Source organism: Listeria cornellensis FSL F6-0969 (genome assembly GCF_000525855.1).
Lineage (GTDB): Bacteria > Bacillota > Bacilli > Lactobacillales > Listeriaceae > Listeria_A > Listeria_A cornellensis.
The window spans coordinates 36,051-54,791 of sequence record NZ_AODE01000012.1 but is presented as its reverse complement, the minus strand read 5'-3'; the positions used below and the strand labels follow the sequence as shown (position 1 = coordinate 54,791).

16 protein-coding genes, 4 pseudogenes and 1 riboswitch are annotated in these 18,741 nt (G+C 42.2%); of the genes and pseudogenes, 14 read left to right on the top strand and 6 right to left on the bottom strand.

The window, feature by feature from the left end; genetic code table 11:
- Window positions 1-911: 911 nt before the first annotated feature.
- The 3 genes and pseudogenes from PCORN_RS05170 to PCORN_RS21240 all read right to left on the bottom strand — a co-directional run.
- A complete protein-coding gene (locus tag PCORN_RS05170) occupies window positions 912-1,442 on the bottom strand; it encodes a YceI family protein (RefSeq protein ID WP_036078207.1) in 531 nt (176 codons plus the stop codon).
- Window positions 1,443-1,486: 44 nt separating this feature from the next.
- Entirely contained in the window at window positions 1,487-1,714 is a 228-nt protein-coding gene (locus PCORN_RS20100; protein ID WP_241433080.1) for a MarR family winged helix-turn-helix transcriptional regulator, read from the bottom strand.
- 46 nt (window positions 1,715-1,760) lie between these two features.
- Window positions 1,761-1,937 (bottom strand): annotated as a pseudogene (locus PCORN_RS21240) (MarR family transcriptional regulator); the annotation flags it as partial.
- Window positions 1,938-2,121: 184 nt separating this feature from the next.
- Here PCORN_RS21240 and PCORN_RS05160 point away from each other — a divergent pair.
- Window positions 2,122-2,580 carry a MarR family winged helix-turn-helix transcriptional regulator gene (locus PCORN_RS05160; protein WP_036078205.1) on the top strand — a complete coding sequence of 153 codons (459 nt, stop codon included), beginning with the start codon at window positions 2,122-2,124 and terminating at the stop codon, window positions 2,578-2,580.
- A gap of 91 nt (window positions 2,581-2,671) precedes the next feature.
- Here PCORN_RS05160 and PCORN_RS05155 read toward each other — a convergent pair whose 3' ends face one another.
- Together PCORN_RS05155 and ytvA are read right to left on the bottom strand one after the other, a co-directional pair.
- On the bottom strand, window positions 2,672-4,159 hold the full coding sequence (locus PCORN_RS05155) for an amino acid permease (protein ID WP_036078202.1): 1,488 nt from the start codon (window positions 4,157-4,159) through the stop codon (window positions 2,672-2,674).
- A 108-nt stretch (window positions 4,160-4,267) separates the two neighbouring features.
- A riboswitch (Lysine riboswitch) is annotated at window positions 4,268-4,460 on the bottom strand.
- A gap of 78 nt (window positions 4,461-4,538) precedes the next feature.
- Window positions 4,539-5,312 (bottom strand): YtvA family blue-light photoreceptor, encoded by a 774-nt coding sequence (gene ytvA, locus PCORN_RS05150; RefSeq protein WP_036078201.1) that lies wholly within the window; start codon window positions 5,310-5,312, stop codon window positions 4,539-4,541.
- Window positions 5,313-5,568: 256 nt separating this feature from the next.
- On the opposite strand from ytvA, the gene PCORN_RS05145 reads away from it, so the two are divergent.
- From PCORN_RS05145 to coaA, 11 genes and pseudogenes are all read left to right on the top strand, one after another.
- The gene (locus PCORN_RS05145; RefSeq protein ID WP_036078199.1) at window positions 5,569-6,210 is read left to right on the top strand and encodes a GTP pyrophosphokinase; all 642 of its coding nucleotides are present in this window, start codon (window positions 5,569-5,571) and stop codon (window positions 6,208-6,210) included.
- A gap of 15 nt (window positions 6,211-6,225) precedes the next feature.
- A pseudogene (locus tag PCORN_RS05140) lies at window positions 6,226-8,287 on the top strand (Na+/H+ antiporter).
- A 182-nt stretch (window positions 8,288-8,469) separates the two neighbouring features.
- Window positions 8,470-9,013 (top strand): annotated as a pseudogene (locus PCORN_RS05130) (helix-turn-helix domain-containing protein).
- Between the two features lie 14 nt (window positions 9,014-9,027).
- Window positions 9,028-10,119 carry an ABC transporter ATP-binding protein gene (locus PCORN_RS05125; protein WP_036078195.1) on the top strand — a complete coding sequence of 364 codons (1,092 nt, stop codon included), beginning with the start codon at window positions 9,028-9,030 and terminating at the stop codon, window positions 10,117-10,119.
- A gap of 4 nt (window positions 10,120-10,123) precedes the next feature.
- Window positions 10,124-10,934 (top strand): annotated as a pseudogene (locus tag PCORN_RS05120) (ABC transporter permease).
- Window positions 10,931-11,737 carry an ABC transporter permease gene (locus PCORN_RS05115; RefSeq protein ID WP_036078193.1) on the top strand — a complete coding sequence of 269 codons (807 nt, stop codon included), beginning with the start codon at window positions 10,931-10,933 and terminating at the stop codon, window positions 11,735-11,737. The pseudogene PCORN_RS05120 and the gene PCORN_RS05115 overlap by 4 nt, the downstream one beginning before the upstream one ends.
- A gap of 48 nt (window positions 11,738-11,785) precedes the next feature.
- The gene (locus tag PCORN_RS05110) at window positions 11,786-12,808 is read left to right on the top strand and encodes an ABC transporter substrate-binding protein (protein ID WP_051999270.1); all 1,023 of its coding nucleotides are present in this window, start codon (window positions 11,786-11,788) and stop codon (window positions 12,806-12,808) included.
- Between the two features lie 112 nt (window positions 12,809-12,920).
- Window positions 12,921-13,364: a VOC family protein gene (locus PCORN_RS05105; protein ID WP_036078188.1), complete on the top strand. Its 444-nt coding sequence runs from the start codon at window positions 12,921-12,923 to the stop codon at window positions 13,362-13,364.
- A gap of 142 nt (window positions 13,365-13,506) precedes the next feature.
- Window positions 13,507-14,529, top strand: a complete 1,023-nt coding sequence (locus PCORN_RS05100; RefSeq protein WP_036078185.1) for a permease — start codon at window positions 13,507-13,509, stop codon at window positions 14,527-14,529.
- Between the two features lie 15 nt (window positions 14,530-14,544).
- The gene (locus PCORN_RS05095) at window positions 14,545-15,387 is read left to right on the top strand and encodes a TIGR03943 family putative permease subunit (protein WP_036078183.1); all 843 of its coding nucleotides are present in this window, start codon (window positions 14,545-14,547) and stop codon (window positions 15,385-15,387) included.
- A 75-nt stretch (window positions 15,388-15,462) separates the two neighbouring features.
- The gene (gene coaA, locus PCORN_RS05090) at window positions 15,463-16,383 is read left to right on the top strand and encodes a type I pantothenate kinase (RefSeq protein ID WP_036078180.1); all 921 of its coding nucleotides are present in this window, start codon (window positions 15,463-15,465) and stop codon (window positions 16,381-16,383) included.
- A gap of 115 nt (window positions 16,384-16,498) precedes the next feature.
- On the opposite strand, the gene PCORN_RS18965 is transcribed toward coaA, so the two are convergent.
- Window positions 16,499-16,624, bottom strand: a complete 126-nt coding sequence (locus PCORN_RS18965) for a type I toxin-antitoxin system Fst family toxin (protein WP_241433078.1) — start codon at window positions 16,622-16,624, stop codon at window positions 16,499-16,501.
- Between the two features lie 222 nt (window positions 16,625-16,846).
- Here PCORN_RS18965 and PCORN_RS05085 point away from each other — a divergent pair, with 222 nt between their 5' ends.
- Both PCORN_RS05085 and PCORN_RS05080 read left to right on the top strand, forming a co-directional pair.
- A complete protein-coding gene (locus tag PCORN_RS05085) occupies window positions 16,847-17,572 on the top strand; it encodes an ABC transporter ATP-binding protein (RefSeq protein ID WP_036078177.1) in 726 nt (241 codons plus the stop codon).
- A complete protein-coding gene (locus PCORN_RS05080) occupies window positions 17,572-18,738 on the top strand; it encodes an ABC transporter permease (protein WP_036078225.1) in 1,167 nt (388 codons plus the stop codon). The genes PCORN_RS05085 and PCORN_RS05080 overlap by 1 nt, the downstream gene beginning before the upstream one ends.
- Window positions 18,739-18,741: the final 3 nt, after the last annotated feature.

Sequence of the window (18,741 nt, the reverse complement as noted above, 5' to 3'; positions counted from 1 at the left end):
TGAAAGTCTCGAGTGCGACCGAGTAGTGGTAAGCACCTAGCCAACAGCAAGGGTGTCCATGGCGACGTGGAATCTGAAGGAAGCTCAAGGCAAATCTCTGGTCCGACGAACAGAAATCACATAGAAGGCGCCATGCAAGGATAAGGTTGCAAAAGAAGCCGAAGTCCAATAACTACTAGAAAAAAAATTGTATGGTGTAGATGTGGCGGATAGATGGAGAGAATGATGCCAAATTCATTCTCTAGTATCATTTTGATACTTCTAGCGTCCTTTTTTGAAACCGCGACGATGGAAAGCTTTTAGTATAATATCGCGCGATGCCTCGTCTTGATTTTCTCGCTTTGTTCGCTGCGATTGACACTGTACATACCGATAATAGCCTGATCTAGATACCTCTAATAAGCTAGAGAAATAGCTAACGCAACGAGAAAAATTGTTATTTGAGACCAGTGTTTGAATCCATTGAAATTTCATATCCGTTGTTAATCTGTTTTTTCTTGTGAAGCACCTTCCTTCTATCTTCTCAAGCTTTTTAGAACCTCTACTTGTTCTTCTAATACAGCTATTCTTGCTTGTTGTCGTTGGATTGATTCTTCAGGTGTCAGTACTCGTTTGAGATTTTTTTTGAGCCCCTTTACGATTGTCCATCAAACCTATGACACTGTCTTTTTCATAGGCTTTTTCCAGTGGCTGGCACATTGCTCGACACGTTTCTTACATTTGGATTTTGTTTTAATTTTTGGATTTCGGCGTTTGAGAATAGTTTTTTTGTTCATGATTGCTTCCTTTCTGGCGGAGTTATTGCTTTATTTGAGTATATAAAAAATACCTATAGAATGCACTTCTTTTTTTTGAAGTGTCCATTCTATAGGTACCATTGTAGATTGAGCGTCTTAACTTCACCTTTTATTTTATTTGGAAACTTCGATTTGGATGTTTAGTTTTACTTCGTCACCAATAAGTACGCCGCCAGTTTCAAGAACTGCATTGTAGTTTAGTTCGAAGTCTTTACGATTGAATTTACCAGTTCCTTCAAATCCAGCAACCATATTTCCTGACATTGGGTCTTTGCTTGTTCCTTCATATTCTACGTTGAATGTGATTGGTTTAGTCACTGTGCGAATTGTTAAATCACCAGTTACTTTATATTCGTTACCACCATCTGCCACAACATTTGTAGATTTAAAAGTAATCGACGGATAGTTCTCTACATCGAAGAAATCCGGGCTCTTCAAGTGGCCATCGCGCGCTTCTTGACGTGTATCAACAGACGCTGCGTCTACTGTAAATGCTAGGCTAGCTGTCGTTAAGTCTTCTGGATCAAGCGTTAAATCGGCGCTAAAATCTTTGAATGCGCCTTTCACTTTAGATACCATCATGTGCTTCACTTGAAACTCGATTGAACTGTGTGCTGGGTCTACATTCCATTTTTCTACTGTCATTTTAAAATTCCTCCAATTAGTCAATTTTTTTGTTGGCGCCATCTTCATTTTGCTCGCCAGTGGGATTCGGCGTTTAGACCGATTGTTTTTAGTCCCATTATTAATGTTCCCTTCTCTTCCTCGTCTAACACATCGAGTTGTTCTTTTATCAATGCTTCAAACTGTGGAAATAAGTTGCTGATGAAAGTTGTGCCTTGCTCTGTCAGCGTTGCATAAACGATACGGCGGTCGTTTGGATCTGTTGTGCGCACGACATATTGTTTTTTTTTCAAGTTTTGTTACCATGTACGTCGTGTTACCGTTTGAAATGAGATTTTTTTGACCGATAGCCTGTAGTTGTTGTGGTCCAAGGTGATAAATCTGTTCTAAAACACCGAATTCACTTGGCGTGATCCCATTTTCCTCAACTAATTGAGCAGTCAATTTTTGAATCCAGCCTGCCGATCTCAGCAGAACCGTAAATAATTTCAAATCAACATTGTCCAAGGATATCACCTCGTTTCAACAAAGTGTTTTAATATCGAAATATCTTACAAACAAATAATAACATACTTGTAAAAAGTAAGTCAAGTGATTTAGAAAAAAATTTTAAAAAAAAATGGATTTCGTTAAGTTTATGTAAAGATCATTGTGTATAATAGAAAGTAGCGTAAAATAGAAGAGGAAGAGGTGATGCTAGATGGAATTAAGTGAAGATAGAGTAAATCGGGTACGTGACGTATTGGGGTCGTATTGGGCTATTAATCGAATTACGGCGAAGCATGCCGAACAGAATGCACTGAGTTTAGGTTTATCGTTGCAGCAAATGGCGATACTTAATATTTTATATGGACGTCCAGAATCGACAGTAGATGACTTAAAGAAGAAACTATTCACATCGACAGAAGTCATTTCGGCAAACGTGGATGGGTTGGTTCACGCCAGACTAGTCGAAAAAATGAACACAGAATTTGTAGAAAATGCCGATGCATGGCGCTTGCAGTTGACAGAAAAAGGCAAGGAAATGTCAGAGCGCTCGACGCAAAACGCATTCGCATACAAAGCAATGATGAAAGCTTTGGACGAAATGGATGACGAGGATATCGATAAGTTGATAGAGATTAACCACAAAATCGAAAGTCTTTTAAAAACAGACTAAGAAAAAGCGAAAAACCATTGAACGAAGCCGCAGAACCTCGGCGCGCTGAAAGATTAAAAAAGCAGATTGGCATATGGCCAATCTGCTTTTTTTAATCTCGTTTTCCGTTTTCATAGGAGTGTTCATCGAAAGAACATTCGTCGAGTGGGATAACTTTTGATTTTTGCGTATACTTATAAATGAGCCAAAATGCTAGGAAAATCGGAAGTCCGATATAGGAAATCGCGATTTTTTGCCACCATTGTGGATTTGAAATGTCTGGGTGTAAGAATGCGTTATAATCTTGTCCAATGATAACTAACAAACATAATACCAGTGCTAGAATCGGACCAAATGGGAAGAATTTCGCTTTGTATTTCAGATCGTCTAAGTTAAGCCCTTGCTTCACATATGCGCGTCGGAAACGATAATGACTAATCGCGATACCGACCCAAGCAATGAAACCGGTCAGACCAGAGGCGCTCAGAAGCCAAGTATAGATCACGGCACCATTGTCGCTTAAAGTGGTGATGAACGTCATAGCACCAACAATCGTCGTCAAAATAAGAGCTGCCATTGGAATACCGCGACGGTTTACTTTGGATAGAAACTTCGGCGCTTTTCCATCTCTTGCCATGGACCATAACATCCGAGTGGAAGCGTATAGTCCAGAGTTACCAGCGGATAATACGGAAGTCAAGATAACCGCGTTCATCACGGAAGCCGCAATGGCAAGGCCTGCTTTTTCAAAAACGAGCGTGAATGGGCTAATCGCAACATCTGTCGCTTCGCCACCAAGCAAGTTTGGGCTCGTGTAGGGAATAATCATACCAATAATGAAAATCGCAAAAATGTAAAAAAGCAAGATGCGCCAGAAAACTTGTTTAATCGCTTTCGGTACACTTTTCTCAGGTGTGGCACTTTCACCTGCTGCAATACCTACGAGCTCTGTTCCTTGGAAGGAGAATCCGGCGAGCAGGAAGGTCCCAAGAATGGCGAAAAATCCACCTTTAAATGGTGCGTCTCCCATTGTGAAGTTCTCAAAACCGATGAAGTGCCCACCAAGAATACCAAGAATCGTAAGGACACCGATGATTAAGAAGACGATAACGGTGACTACTTTGATGATAGAGAACCAATATTCTGATTCACCGTAAGCTTTGACGGATAGGGCGTTTAGGCCGAATATGAGCAATAGGAATACGGCGCTCCAAAGCCAAGCCGGTGCATCGGGATACCAAAATTGAATAATAAGTGCGGCGGTCGAAATATCAACGGCAAGCGTAATCGCCCAGTTAAACCAATAATTCCAACCAAGAGCAAATCCGAAAGCGGGATCGACAAACCGTGAAGCATAGGTACTAAAGGAACCCGAGACGGGCATGTACGTCGCCATTTCCCCGAGGCTCGTCATTAAAAAGTAAACCATTAAGCCAATCGCAGCGTAAGCGACAAGTGCGCCACCAGGTCCTGCTACTGCTATGGCATTTCCACTCGCAAGGAATAATCCTGTTCCAATCGAGCCCCCAATGGCAATCATCGATAAGTGGCGCGTTTTTAAATCTCTACGAATGTGACCTTGTTGCTGTTCTTTTTTCACTAGTAAAACTCCCTTTCTTCTCTGTTTGAAAATGAGGTTTTGGGAACAAAAAAAACCGAATCCCGTGTGCTTCTTTCGAGATCAGTCTATAGATACCAACATCAAAAAGCGTTAGATAGCACATCCGTTTCGTCAAGCTAATGGCAAAAACGGCAGTCCTGTTTCTTTCGATAACAGTCCCAGCTAAAGAGCAGTCATAAACCTGTCTTCACTTCGGCGAGCATCCTTTTTGCGGTGAGTCATCAGTGTGTTATGCACCTCGTCAACGTTACTTGTGAATTTCGCAACCTCTACCTCACCGTTTGGATGAGGATTTTATTAAGTTTTCATGTTCTATACTAACGAATATAGCGAGGAATTGCAAGGCTTTTTTTGTATTTCAAACGTTTTTTAGAGCTTCACGAACGGTGCTATAAGTGGGAATGCTTGGTAAGCGATTGTCGTAATTGACCATCAACATCGCAAAACGTGGTGAAACACCGGTCAGCATGAGGCTAACGCCTGTTAATTTCGTTAAGGCTAAAAATTTGATCAGATTCGCGGCAACATCTTCATTGAAATCAGCGAGTCCGGAAATATCCATAATTAAATAATCGATATGACTTATCTCAAGATAGGAAGCTACATTTTGCGTCATTTCTTCAAAACGATCGGTCGACAGCGCGCCAACTAGAGGAAGCACAGCGACACCTTCTTGGACGGGAACGATTGGCGTCGACATTTTGACGATTTCTTCAATCGAATCTTCAAGTAACATTTTGTATTTTTCTTCGCGTGTAACATCACGTTGAATGCCGATAAAGTAGTTTTTACCAGAAGCTTCATCGTAAAGCGGATCAATCGTCAATTCATTGAAAAAGACATCGCCATTTTTACGATAGTTTTGCAAGAAGACGTTCACGGTGGTACGGTTTTTTATGGCTTGGCCGATTTTAGCTAGCGCAGATTTATCTGTTTTGCGGCCTTGGAGCATGTGGCAGTTTTTCCCCATAACTTCTTCGGAGGTATAGCCTGTAATTCGTTCGAAGCCACTGTTCACATAAATAATTGGATTATTCGGTAGATCACCGTCTGTAATGATAACGCCAACACTGGTCATATTTAATGCTTTTAGAATAATATTGAACTGCAACTCTGCTTCTTTATTTAACATCCAAACAAGCCCCCGTTTTCGATTTTTATATACGTCCATCATACCAAAAAAAAATGGTAAATAGAAATGGCTTTGCGAAAATTCATTTTTAGTTCATAAAAGGGTGTTATACTTTGAGAGAAGCTGCTCGCTACCTAATAAAATGATGATAAAATAGTAAGAAATCGCTTTGATTTGATGAATAATTGTGCGTAAACTTGCAAAATGTAGTAACATAGGAAGGTAGAATAGTGAAGTGGAGAGAGGAGTAATTTTTGTGCAACAACCTTCCGTAAATGAATTGAAAGAATGGCGTAATGTGATGTTATTGCATCGCTTTGCCTTAGAAGAAGTGAATACGAAATTAAAAATATTGAATGATGAGTTCCAATTTCTGCATGATTATAACCCGATGGAGCATTTGAAATCGAGGGTCAAGAGCTTTGAGAGCTTAACGGCAAAATTGGAGAAAAAAAGGCTCGATATTACGCCGGAGAATGCGTATGAGCATGTGCATGACATCGCTGGAATTCGGGTGACATGCTCGTTTGTGTCGGATATTTATAAGATTTATGAGATGTTGGCGAACCAAGATGATATGACGATTTTGAATGTGAAGGATTATGTGGAGAACCCAAAACCTAACGGGTATCGGAGTCTGCATTTGATTTGTGAAGTGCCGATTTTCTTGACGAATACGTCGCGCAAAATGTGTGTGGAAATTCAGATTAGAACGGTTGCAATGGATTTTTGGGCGAGTTTGGAGCATAAGATTTACTATAAATATAAATCGACGGCACCGGCGCATTTGACGCAGGAACTATATGAGGCTGCGGCAATTATCCAGCACTTAGATGAGAAAATGAAATATTTAAATGACGAGATCGATCAATACAAAAATGAGGTTGAAGGCGAATAAGGGGTTGAAAAAAGGGTGGAAATATTTTATTACGTATTAATTATGCTGGCGACGATTTTAATTTCGAACGTTGTGAACCGGTTTATTCCGTTTGTGTCGATACCATTGATACAAATTGGATTGGGTGTTTTGGTGGCTTGCATGCCGCTCGCATTCGAATTGAAATTGAATCCAGAACTATTTTTGGTGTTATTTATCGCACCATTGCTATTTAATGACGGAAAACGGACGGATCGGCAGGCGTTATGGAATTTGCGTGCGCCGATTTTAATGTTGGCGTTAGGGCTTGTGTTTGTGACGGTGCTCGTGATTGGGTATTTTGTCAATTGGATGATTCCAACGATTCCACTAGCGGCGGCTTTTGCGCTCGCAGCAGCACTTGCACCGACGGACGCTGTGGCTGTAGGATCGCTTTCTGGACGCATCGATCTGCCTAAAAAAATCACGCATCTTTTAGAAGGTGAGGCGCTCATGAACGATGCTTCGGGTCTGGTTGCCTTCCAATTTGCGATTGCGGCGATGGTGACGGGTGTATTCTCAATTTGGAGTGCTTCGATTAGCTTTGTGATTATCGCGGTCGGTGGGATTATTTGTGGTCTCGTACTGACTTTCGTTAAATTTAAATTTCTAAAATGGATTCGTAGTCTGGGCATGGAAGATGTTACGCTACATATGTTAATTCAAATTTTGACGCCGTTTGTAATTTATTTGGTGGCGGAAGAACTGCATGTATCCGGTATTTTAGCGGTTGTTGCGGCTGGGATTATGCATGCTTTTGAAAAGCGGAAAATGGATCCGATGACCGTGAAATTGAACGTGGTATCGCAAGGCACGTGGTCGGTTATTATTTTCGTGTTGAACGGTTTAGTGTTTATTATTTTAGGAACGCAATTACCAGATATTATTCAAGTCGTTTGGGAAAATTCGGGTGTGAGCAACTGGCAAGTCGTGTTTTACGTCCTTCTCATCACGTTTAGTTTGATTACGATTCGTTTCTTGTGGATTCATTTAGGTTGGCTGATTCCGCATTTGATGAAAGGAAATGATCTGAGTAAGCCGAATTTACGAGCGACAGTACTGACTTCTTTATCGGGTGTTCGTGGCGCGGTAACGCTTGCTTCGGCGCTCTCGATTCCGTTTGTACTTGGGGATGGTAGCCCGTTTCCACAGCGATCTTTGATTATTTGTATCGCGTCAGGTGTTATTTTATGCTCACTCATTATTGCCACAGCGATTTTACCGCTTTTGGCTCGAAAAGATGAGAGTCAATCGGATAGCCCTCGTGCTGAAAAATCGATGAAGCTGAGTGTTTGTCGTCATGTTGTAGAGCAATTGAACAAAGAGATAACATCGGAAAACAAGGCGGCAACACAGTTTGTGATGGATGATTATCGTGGGCGTATGCGTGCCATTCAAAAAGAGGATATAGACATGGGCAAACGACGGGAAATCGATCGGGAGCAACATGCTTTGCGTTTACAAATTGTACAGTGGGAAAAACAAAATACGGATAAATTGTTGGCGCAGGGCGAGGCAAGTCATCATGCTGCCAGTCGTTACAATAATTATCTTGATGCGATGGAAAAAGCATTGTCTGGTAGAGGACGATCGCGCTCTGGCATGATGGGTATGATGTTTAAGCGCTTGATGCGCCAAGTGATGCATCCTAAGCAGTGGCAAAGAGCGAAAGAAAAAAATGAATGAAATGAAGCAAAATCCAGAGCAGTATCAAGAAATGATTGGTGAAATTAGGGATTTGCGTGAGAAGAATGCGAGTGTCGTTAATGATAAACTAAAGGCATTGCTGAATGATACGAACCAAGCTGTGATTTGGCCACTCATCAATGAGAATAAACGTATTTTGGAACAGATGAAACAAGAGCGTGGCAGTATGAAATCAAGAGAGAAGTTTGAACAAGCGAAAAAAGATGTGCAACTTCAAGCGGTTCAAATTGAACGTGATGTGATTCAGAGCCTGTTTGAGCAAGGTAGAATTTCAAGGGATTTGGCGCGTGAGTTGCGGCAGAATTTGAATTTATATGAGACGTATTATTTTGGGAATGAAGAATTAGCATGAAAGGGCAAGCCTGATGAAAGTATCCGACTTTCATCAGGCTTGTTTTTTTTGTAAAAAAGTATTGCGATTGTGGCGTACAATGATGTATAATTAGCGGTGCTGTAGTAAACATGAAGTTTACTATTACTAAACAATAATGACTCGGAGTTTACTTCTACTAAACTAATAGGAAGGGCGCGACTATGGATATTGGCAAGCGGATTAAGAATTTACGACTTAGTAAGAATTTGACGCAGGAAGAGCTTGGGGAGCGAACGGATCTGACAAAGGGTTATATTTCACAGTTGGAGCGGGATTTGAGCTCGCCTTCTATTGAAACGTTATTTGATATTTTAGAGGTTCTTGGCTGTACGCCGAAAGAATTTTTTGATGAGGAAGAGCAAGAGCAGAAGGTTGTGTACGACGCGAGCGAGCATACTTTTTTTTGAAGATGAGGAAAAAGGGTACCAAGTAAAGTGGTTGGTCCCTGAGTCTAATGAGAAAGAAATGGAGCCGGTTTATTTAACGCTTTCTGGAAAAGGGGCTTTTAAACAGTTTGAGCCTTCGTTATCGGAGACGTTTGCCTATGTTTTAGAGGGGAAAGTGACCATCAAATTAGGCCGGAAAACATACATGGCGAAAAAAGGCGAGGCAATTTATTTCCATGCTTCGGATGAACACCAAATTTGTAACGAGGAAGATGTACCGGCGACACTGATTTTGGTGGCAACGGATTCGTATTTGTAAGGAGGAAGACGCAAATGGCAGAAACAATTATTCGCTTCGAAAATGTGACCAAGCAGTTCGATAATAATCCACCAGTGCTTGATAATGTAAGTTTTGAGATTGAAAAAGGGAAATTCTATACATTGCTCGGTCCATCGGGGTGTGGTAAAACGACGATTTTGCGCCTGATTGCTGGTTTTTTGGAGGCAAGTGATGGCAAGATTTTTCTGAATGATAAGGTGATTAATGATATTCCTGCGAATAAGCGACCGGTGAATACGGTTTTTCAGGATTATGCCTTATTTCCGCATTTGAATGTGTTTGAGAACGTGGCTTTTGGTTTGCGTATTAGGAAATTGAAGAAAGACGTGATTCAGCAAAAAGTGACGGAAGCATTGCGATTTGTGAATTTGGAGGGTTATGAGCAACGTGAGATTACAGAAATGTCTGGCGGGCAGCGTCAGCGTGTGGCGATTGCGCGCGCGATTGTGAACGAGCCGGAAGTTATTTTGCTGGATGAGCCATTGTCGGCGCTTGATTTGAAATTGCGGACGGAGATGCAATATGAGTTGCGTGATTTGCAGCGTCGGCTTGGGATTACGTTTATTTTTGTAACGCATGATCAGGAAGAGGCGCTGGCGATGAGTGACGAGATTTTTGTGTTGAATAAGGGCGAGATTCAGCAAAGTGGGACGCCGATGGATATTTACGATGAGCCGATTAATCGCTTTGTGGCGGATTTTATCGGTGAATCGAATATTGTTTCCGGTAAAATGGTGCAGGATTTCGAGGTCGAGTTTGTGGAGCGCCGGTTTGAGTGTGTCGACCAAGGTTTCCATCCGAATGAGGTTGTCGAAGTCATTATTCGCCCTGAGGATTTGGAAATCACGGCGGAGGAAAAAGGAAATCTACGCGTGACGGTTGACTGGGTCTTGTTCCGCGGGGTTCATTATGAAATTGGTTGTATCGATGAGGACGGCAATGAATGGCTAGTGCATTCTACTAAAAAAGCACGAATTGGTGAAAAATTAGGGCTGGCGTTTGATCCAGAGGCAATCCATATTATGCGTCTTGGGGAAACCGAAGAAGAATTTGATGCCCGTCTAGAAAGTTACGAAGAGGCGTAGTGCGATGACGAGACGAGCGCGGACTTTTTATTTGATTCCTTATGCCTTTTGGATTTTGCTGTTTGTTATTGCGCCGATTGTGTTGATTGCTTACTATTCGTTTTTTGATATTGATGGGAATTTTACGTTTTCGAACTATGTGAATTTTTTTTACGCCGGTTTATTTGAAGATGACGGTGAGCTCTTTCTGGTATGCATTTTTGATTATGTTATTTACGTTATTGATTTCGTATCCTACGGCGCTTGTTTTGACAAAATTGAAACATAAACAGCTTTGGTTGTTGTTGATTATTTTGCCGACTTGGATTAATTTGTTGCTAAAAGCCTATGCGTTTATGGGGATTTTTGGAACGTATGGAACGGCGAATAAGTTTTTAGAATTTATCGGGATTGGTACGCAGCAGATTTTGTTTACGGACTTTAGTTTCTTGTTTGTGTCGACGTATATTTTTATTCCGTTTATGATTTTGCCGATTTATAATGCACTGGAGGAGATGAATCCGTCGTTAACGCATGCGGCGCAGGATTTGGGTGCTACGCGTTGGACGACATTTTGGCGGGTTATTTTTCCGATTACGCTAGATGGTGTGAAAGCGGGATGTCAGGCGGTTTTCATTCCGGCATTGTCGCTCTTTATGATTACGCGTTTGATTGCAGGAAACCGGGTGATTACGCTTGGGACTGCGATTGAGGAGCATTTCTTGGTGACGCAGGACTGGGGAATGGGCTCGACGATTGGCGTGTTCTTGATTATTGCGATGTTTATTATTATGTTTGTAAGTGGTGCTAAACGGAAGAAAGGGGCGATGAAATGAAGAAAAACAAATGGGGAAAAATTTATTTAGCCGTCGTATTCTTTGTTTTGTACGCGCCGATCTTCTATTTGATGTTCTACTCGTTTAATGCGGGTGGAACGATGAATCATTTTAGTGGCTTTACGTGGGATTATTATAAAGAGGTATTTCAAGATACCCGACTATTAATTATTGTGTTGAATACGTTTGTGATTGCGCTACTTTCTTCTGTGGTAGCAACGATTCTAGGCGTTCTCGGAGCACTGGCGATTCGCTATATGCCACGCCCGTTCGCCAAAAATTCATTGCTCAGTTTGAACAACGTCTTGATTGTGAGCCCAGACGTTGTGATTGGTGCTTCGTTCCTGATTTTCTTCACGATTTTAGGTGTAAAACTTGGCTTTATTTCGGTACTCGTGTCGCACATTGCGTTCAGTATTCCGATTGTTGTCCTGATGGTTCTGCCAAAATTGCAAGAGATGAGTCCGACGCTGATTGATGCAGCGCGGGACTTAGGAGCGAGCCAGTGGAACGTGTTGAGTAAGGTTATTTTGCCGTATATTTCACCAGGTGTTTTTGCGGGATTCTTTATGGCTTTGACGTATTCACTCGATGATTTTGCGGTGACTTTCTTTGTAACGGGAAATGGTTTCTCGACGCTTTCTGTGGAGATTTATTCGCGGGCGCGCCAAGGAATTTCGCTATCGATTAACGCGTTGTCAACCTTGCTATTCCTATTTACGATTGTGCTCGTTATCGGTTACTACTTTATTAATCAGCGCAATGCGAAGGCGGCGCAAGCGATGGAGGTGCCGAAAAAATGAAGTCATTAGTTCGTGTTTTTTGGTCTAGTCGTGATTGCGGCGCTATTGATGATGGTGCTTACCTTTTCACTGAATAAATCGGAAGGTTATTCGGGCGGCAATACGCTGACGATTTACAATTGGGGCGATTATGTTGATCCTGATTTACTGAAGAAATTTGAAAAAGAGTCTGGCATCAAAGTGATTTATCAAACGTTTGATTCGAATGAAGCGATGATGACGAAAATTGAGCAAGGCGGGACAACGTTTGACATCGCGGTTCCGAGTGATTATGCGATTAGTAAGATGCGGGAGGAGAACTTGCTAATTCCACTTGATAAAGCGAAATTGCCGAATAGGAAGTATTTGAATCCGCGTTTTATGGACCAGTCGTTTGATCCGGAAAATAAGTACTCGATGCCGTATTTCTGGGGAACGCTGGGCATTATTTATAACAAGAAGATGGTTCACGATATTCCGTTCACGAGTTGGAACGATTTGTGGCGACCGGAATTGAAAAATCAGATTCTGCTCATCGACGGCGCGCGTGAGGTGATGGGGCTTGGACTCAACAGCCTTGGCTTCTCGCTGAACAGTACGGATGAGGCGCAGTTACAGGAAGCGTTGATGAAACTAAAGGAAATGACGCCGAATGTGAAGGCAATTGTTGGGGATGAAATTAAAATTTTGATGGCTGGAAATGAGGCCGGAGTTGCGGTGACGTTCTCTGGTGAGGCTGCCGAGATGTTGGATCAAAACGAGGACTTGGAGTACGTGATTCCAAAAGAGGGTTCCAATTTGTGGTTTGATAATATGGTCATCCCGAAAACCGCGAAAAATGTGGATGGGGCGCATAAATTCATCAATTTCATGTTAAAACCTGAAAATGCAGCACAAAATGCGGAATATGTCGGTTATGCGACGCCAAATGAAGCTGCTGTAAAACTTTTGCCAAAGGAAATTTCAAGTGATGAACGCTTCTATCCAGACCTAGACCAATTGAAAAATTTAGAGGTTTACGATAATTTAGGTAAGAAAATGTTGGCGCATTACAATGAATTGTTCTTGGAATTCAAAATGTATCGTAAGTAGACCACTTTTGTGAAATCACCCAACTTTTGTGTATAGCTAGGATATGCATTGTAATTATTCGAGCCATCCCTTATAATCCAGTTGTAACTTCATTTGAAAGGTGGAAAACAAGATGGCAAAATTACATGCTTATTTAAGTTTTGAAAATGCGAAAGAATCGATGGAATACTATAAAGAGGTATTTGGTGCAACCTTATTGAAACGCAATCGAATGGATGAGAATATGGCGAAAGAATGGGGCATGTCAACTGAGAATTTAGAGGATACAACAATTCATGGTGGCTTTGTTGTGCTTGGAAACACGATTTTCTGTAGTGATCGTTTTGGTAAAGGTGAACCGTTTTCCTCCAGTGTTACGTTGATGCTGGACTTTAATTCAGAAGATGCAGAGGATGTTGCAGCATTGGAGGCGCTATATAAGAATGTAACCGAAAGTGGTGCCGAAATTATTGATCCGCTTGACGAGAAATTCTGGGGCGGAAAAATGGGAATTATTAAAGATAAGTACGGCTTACTATGGATGTTCCACGCGCAAGCCTATTCGAAATTAAAATAGTGGTTAGTAAGGAAGCATGTTCTCTCGTAAAAGCGGAGGATATGCTTCCTTTTTTATCGTGTACAACTTGATTTCTTGCCCCAAGAAGCATAAAATCAAGAGGTTAGCTTAGCAAAACTGAAAGAGGCAAGGAAGTGAACATATGTTTCAAAATTTACCAGATTCTTTTTTACAAATGAATACGATTTTTATCTCGATTATGATTGAGGCTTTACCATTTGTGTTGATTGGGGTTTTTATTGCAGGTTTCATTCAAATGTTTATTTCTGAGGCGTTTATTGCTAAGATTATGCCAAAAAATCGATTTTTAGCGGTGATTGTAGGTTCGGTGATCGGTGTGCTTTTTCCGTCGTGTGAGTGCGGGATTGTGCCTATTGTCCGAAATTTGATTGCAAAAGGGGTACCGCTTCATGCGGGAATCGCGTTTATGTTGACGGCGCCGATTATCAATCCTGTGGTACTATTTTCAACGTATGTTGCGTTTGGGAGTACGTGGGAAGTTCCGCTGCTACGTGTTTTAGGGAGTTTAGTCGTCGCGATGGTTGTAGGGAACGCGATTGCTTATTTTTATAAAGGTGAAGGTTTGAAAGAGAAGTTTATGTTGTATGAAACGGTGGGAGAGGCCAAGGAGAAAGCGGAGGCTCCAGCTGTGATGGCGATTGTGGGAATGGACGGGACAATTGCTTCAGGATCGGCGCATACGATGCCAACGGAGGCAAAACAGCCTCATCATCACCACGAGCATAGTCATGATGAGGCTAAAATGCCGATGAAAGATAGGGTTTGGCACACGTTGCAACATGCGGTGGATGAATTTTTCTCAGTTGGGAAATTTCTTGTGTTTGGTGCGTTGCTGGCGGCGGTTATGCAAACGTATATTAAGACGTCGACGCTCGTTTCGATTGGGCATGGACCCGTTTTATCGATTCTGTTAATGATGGTTTTGGCGTTTGTCTTGTCGCTTTGCTCGGAGGCAGATGCCTTTATTGGCGCTTCTTTCCGCAGTGTTTTTTCGACGCAATCGATTGTTGCTTTCCTCGTTTTTGGGCCGATGCTCGATATTAAAAATTTGATGATGATGCTGGCGACTTTTAAAGCGAAGTTTGTAGCATTTGTCGTGATTGGTGTTACCGTGACGGTGTTTGTCTATGCATTATTATTATAGAAGGAGGGCGTTTTGATGTTTCGTGTCTTTATTTTATTCGGATTCGCCTTCTACTTGATGCAACTACATGTGACGGGCGATATTAGCAAGTATATTAACATGAAATATGCCTATTTGTCGCTTGCTGCGATGATTGCCGCGTTTTTCCTAGGTTTGGTGCAGCTGATTATGATTTTCCGCGACGAGGACTTGGAGCAGGATCACGCGCATATGGGGCACACGCATGATGGTGAGAATACGTTTTGGAAAAAGATTTTGGTGTATGGACTGCTTATTTATCCGCTGATTGCTGGATTTATGTTTCCGATTGCGACGCTGAATTCGACGATTGTGGATGCGAAAGGGTTTCATTTTCCGAAAAATAATGCGGCGGGCGATGATCCGTATGCGATGAATCAATTTTTGAAGCCAGATACGAGTGGTTATTTTGGTAAGTCTGATTATGAGAAGATGATTGAAAAAGAGAAGGACCAGATTATTGATGATGATCCAATCAAGGTGACGGATGAGAATTATCTGATGACGATGGAAATTATTTATAGTTATCCTGGTGAATTTGAAGGGAAGCGGATTGAATTTACTGGCTTTGTTTATAATGATCCTGTGACGAAGGGCGCGAATCTGTTTGTATTCCGTTTTGGCATTATTCATTGTGTCGCGGACTCTGGTGTTTATGGAATGCTTGTGCACATGCCAGACAAGGAGACGAATCTTAGCAATGATACGTGGGTGAAAGTGAGCGGTGTGATTGAACAGGAATACTACGCTCCTTTTAAAATGGATATTCCAGCGGTGAAGGTGACGAAATATGGTGAAATTCCGAAGCCGAAAGATGTGTATGTTTATCGCAAATATTAGGTTGCGGAATCGGGTCAGATACGGTATGCTTAAACCTGTGAAAACGAAAACAAACTAGAGAAGGATGGAATGACTATGAATCATTATTCCCCCTACTTTCATTTTCCGCGCGAGGATTGGCGTAAGCTGGAAGTAAGTAAAGACCAGATGTTATCGGCGGAAGAGTTGGAAGATATACGTGGTTTAAACGACCGCATCTCACTCGAAGATATTGCTGAAATATATTTACCACTCGTGAAATTACTTGCGATTCATTATCACGAGCAGATTTTTATTCACGGTGAAAAAATGGAATACTTGAAGCGGCATGCAACGCACACACCGTTCGTGATTGGCATCGCAGGTAGTGTGGCTGTCGGGAAAAGTACGACGGCGCGGGTACTCAAAATTATGCTTGATCGCTGGTTTTCTAAAACGCGGAAAGTCGAATTGATTACGACGGATGGTTTTTTATATCCGAACGCGGTGCTTAAGGAAAAAGGTTTGATGGAGCGTAAAGGTTTTCCAGAGAGCTATGATCGGAGTCGGTTTGTTGCTTTTTTGAGCGATTTGAAAAGTAATAAAGAGAATGTCGAAGTACCACTTTATTCGCATTTTACGTACGATATATTGGAGGAAACGCGGGTGATTAGTCAGCCGGACATCATCATTGTAGAGGGGATCAATGTGTTACAAGTAGACCCCGAACAAGCCGTTTTTCCGAGTGATTTCTTTGATTTTACGATCTATATGGATGCGGAAGAAAGCGAGATTAAGCGTTGGTACTTAGAGCGATTCTTCATGCTACGCGAGACTGCTTTTCAAGATACAAGTTCCTATTTCCATCGCTACACAAAAATCAGTGAGGCCGAAGCACGCCAGTTTGCCTTAGACACATGGGATAAAATTAATGGCGTGAACTTGAAGGAAAATATTGAACGGACGAAATATCGCGCCCAGCTTATTTTGAAAAAAGGCGCAGATCATTTGATATCGGACGTGTATTTAAGGAAGTAGCCCAGGGTGTTGAAAAAGGGAAAAAAATGTGTTAAGATGGTGTTAGGAAAAAGAATCAGTGGACATACGAAGAGCCCCGAAGCTGCTCAAAGACATCGGGGTTCTTTTGTTGTGGTTAGAACTTGGGTCGTCGGTTACTCTTGTTGCTACGACGTTCTAACCAGTACTTATAAGTGACAAGCGTTACACCTACAAGAATCGGAGCAACAATGCTGGAAAAAATCAGAATCAATGGACACACCTCCCTTCAGTGAAACGTGACATTTGAAGGTTGACGACTCCTTCATTATAGCACGGCTACGCGGGTAAATTAAGTCTTTCTTGTAAACTTGTATTATGATGGATATCCATGTTTTTTCACCCCTTATGTACAGCTTTTTACTTTACTTTTATTTTTTTTAGGTTAAAATAAAAGTGAGTAATCACTCATTTATGTTTTTTTAACCTAGAGGAGGTTTTCGAAATGGGAGAAGTAGCGATCCGGGTGGCAGGTCTTGATGTGTCATTCGGGAAAAAACAGATTTTAACGGATATTGGACTGGAAGTGGCGAAGGGAGAAATTTTTGGATTGATTGGTCCTTCTGGGGCCGGGAAAACGACGCTTGTGAAAGTCATTGTTGGGATGGAAAAAGGGGATTCTGGCGAGGTGACGGTGTTGGAGAAGCGGATGCCAAATCTTAGTGTGATTGCGAATATTGGTTATATGGCGCAATCGGATGCGTTATATATTGATTTGACGGCGAAGGAGAACATGGAGTTTTTTGCAGCGTTATATTCACTGAAGGGTGCGAAGCGTAAGGAACGGATTGCTTATGCGGCAAAACTTGTGAATTTAGAAGGGGAATTGAATAAACAGGTGAGCGATTTTTCGGGAGGCATGAAGCGGCGGTTGTCGCTTGCGATTTCGATGTTGCAGGATCCTGATGTGCTGATTTTGGATGAGCCGACAGTCGGGATTGATCCGGAATTGCGGAAGTCGATTTGGGAGGAACTGGACATGTTGAAGAGGGAAGGCAAGTGCATTCTCGTGACAACGCATGTGATGGATGAGGCGGAAAAATGTGATCGGTTGGCGATGGTTCGTGATGGGAAAATTATCGCGGTTGGGACGCCTGCAGAACTCGAAGCGCAGACGTCGACTGGAAAATTGGAAGATGCCTTTTTGCAATTTGGGGGTGCGAAATCATGATGCGAGTAATGGCGATTGTGAAGCGGATTGCGAATCAGTTTAGACGAGATAAAAGGACACTAGCTTTGATGTTTATTGCGCCACTTATTTTGATTACGCTGATTAATTATTTATTTGATGGGGATACGGTGAAGCCAAAAATTGGTGTGGAAGGTGTGTCGTCATCAATGGTGACACAGCTCAAGGATACCGATATGTCTGTGAAACAGTATGGTTCTGCGGGAGACGCGAAGGGGACAATAAAGTCGGATGGGCTGGATGCGTTTGTGAAGCAAGATGGCGCGGATGTGACGCTGACTTTTGAGAATAGTGATCCTGGTATTAGTAAGCAGATTCAGATGAAGTTGCAGGCGGCTTTGATGGCGGAGCAAAAGGACGCGATGAAGCAGTTGGGTATGTCAATGCAGGAGGCGAGTGCGAAGATACAGCAGTCATTGGCAGCGATTGCGAAACAGTATGCGGCGCAAACAGGGCAGCAATTGGATATTCCAACGGTGAATTTGAAGCTTCCGGAGCAACAGCAATTATCAATCGACACGGCCTATATATATGGTGACGCGGATACGACGTTTTTCGATACGATTGGACCGATTTTCATTGGTTTCTTTGTTTTCTTCTTTGTCTTTTTGATTGCGGGAATTTCGTTCTTGCGGGAGCGGACAACGGGGACTTTGGAGCGGTTGATGGCGACGCCGATTAAACGGTGGGAACTGGAAACGGGATATTTGCTTGGATTTGGTATTTTTGCTTTGGCGCAGTCGATTATTGTTGCGCTGTACTCGATTCATGTGCTGGATATGGTGCAGATGGGGTCGATTTGGTATGTCTTGTTGATTACGTTGATGCTCGCGATGGTTGCTTTGACGCTCGGGATTTTGCTGTCGACATTTGCGAATAATGAGTTCCAAATTGTGCAGTTTATCCCGATTGTGATTGTGCCACAAGTGCTGTTTTGTGGGATTTTCCCGCTGGAGGGAATGGCGGATTGGTTGCAGTGGATCGCTCACATTATGCCGCTTTATTATGGCGCGGATGCTTTGACGTCGATTATGGTAAAGGGAGAGGGATTCAGTGGTTTTGCGACGGATTTCTACATTTTGGTCGGATTTGCGCTCGTATTCATGATTCTAAACATTTTTGCATTGAAAAAATATCGTAAAATATAGGAA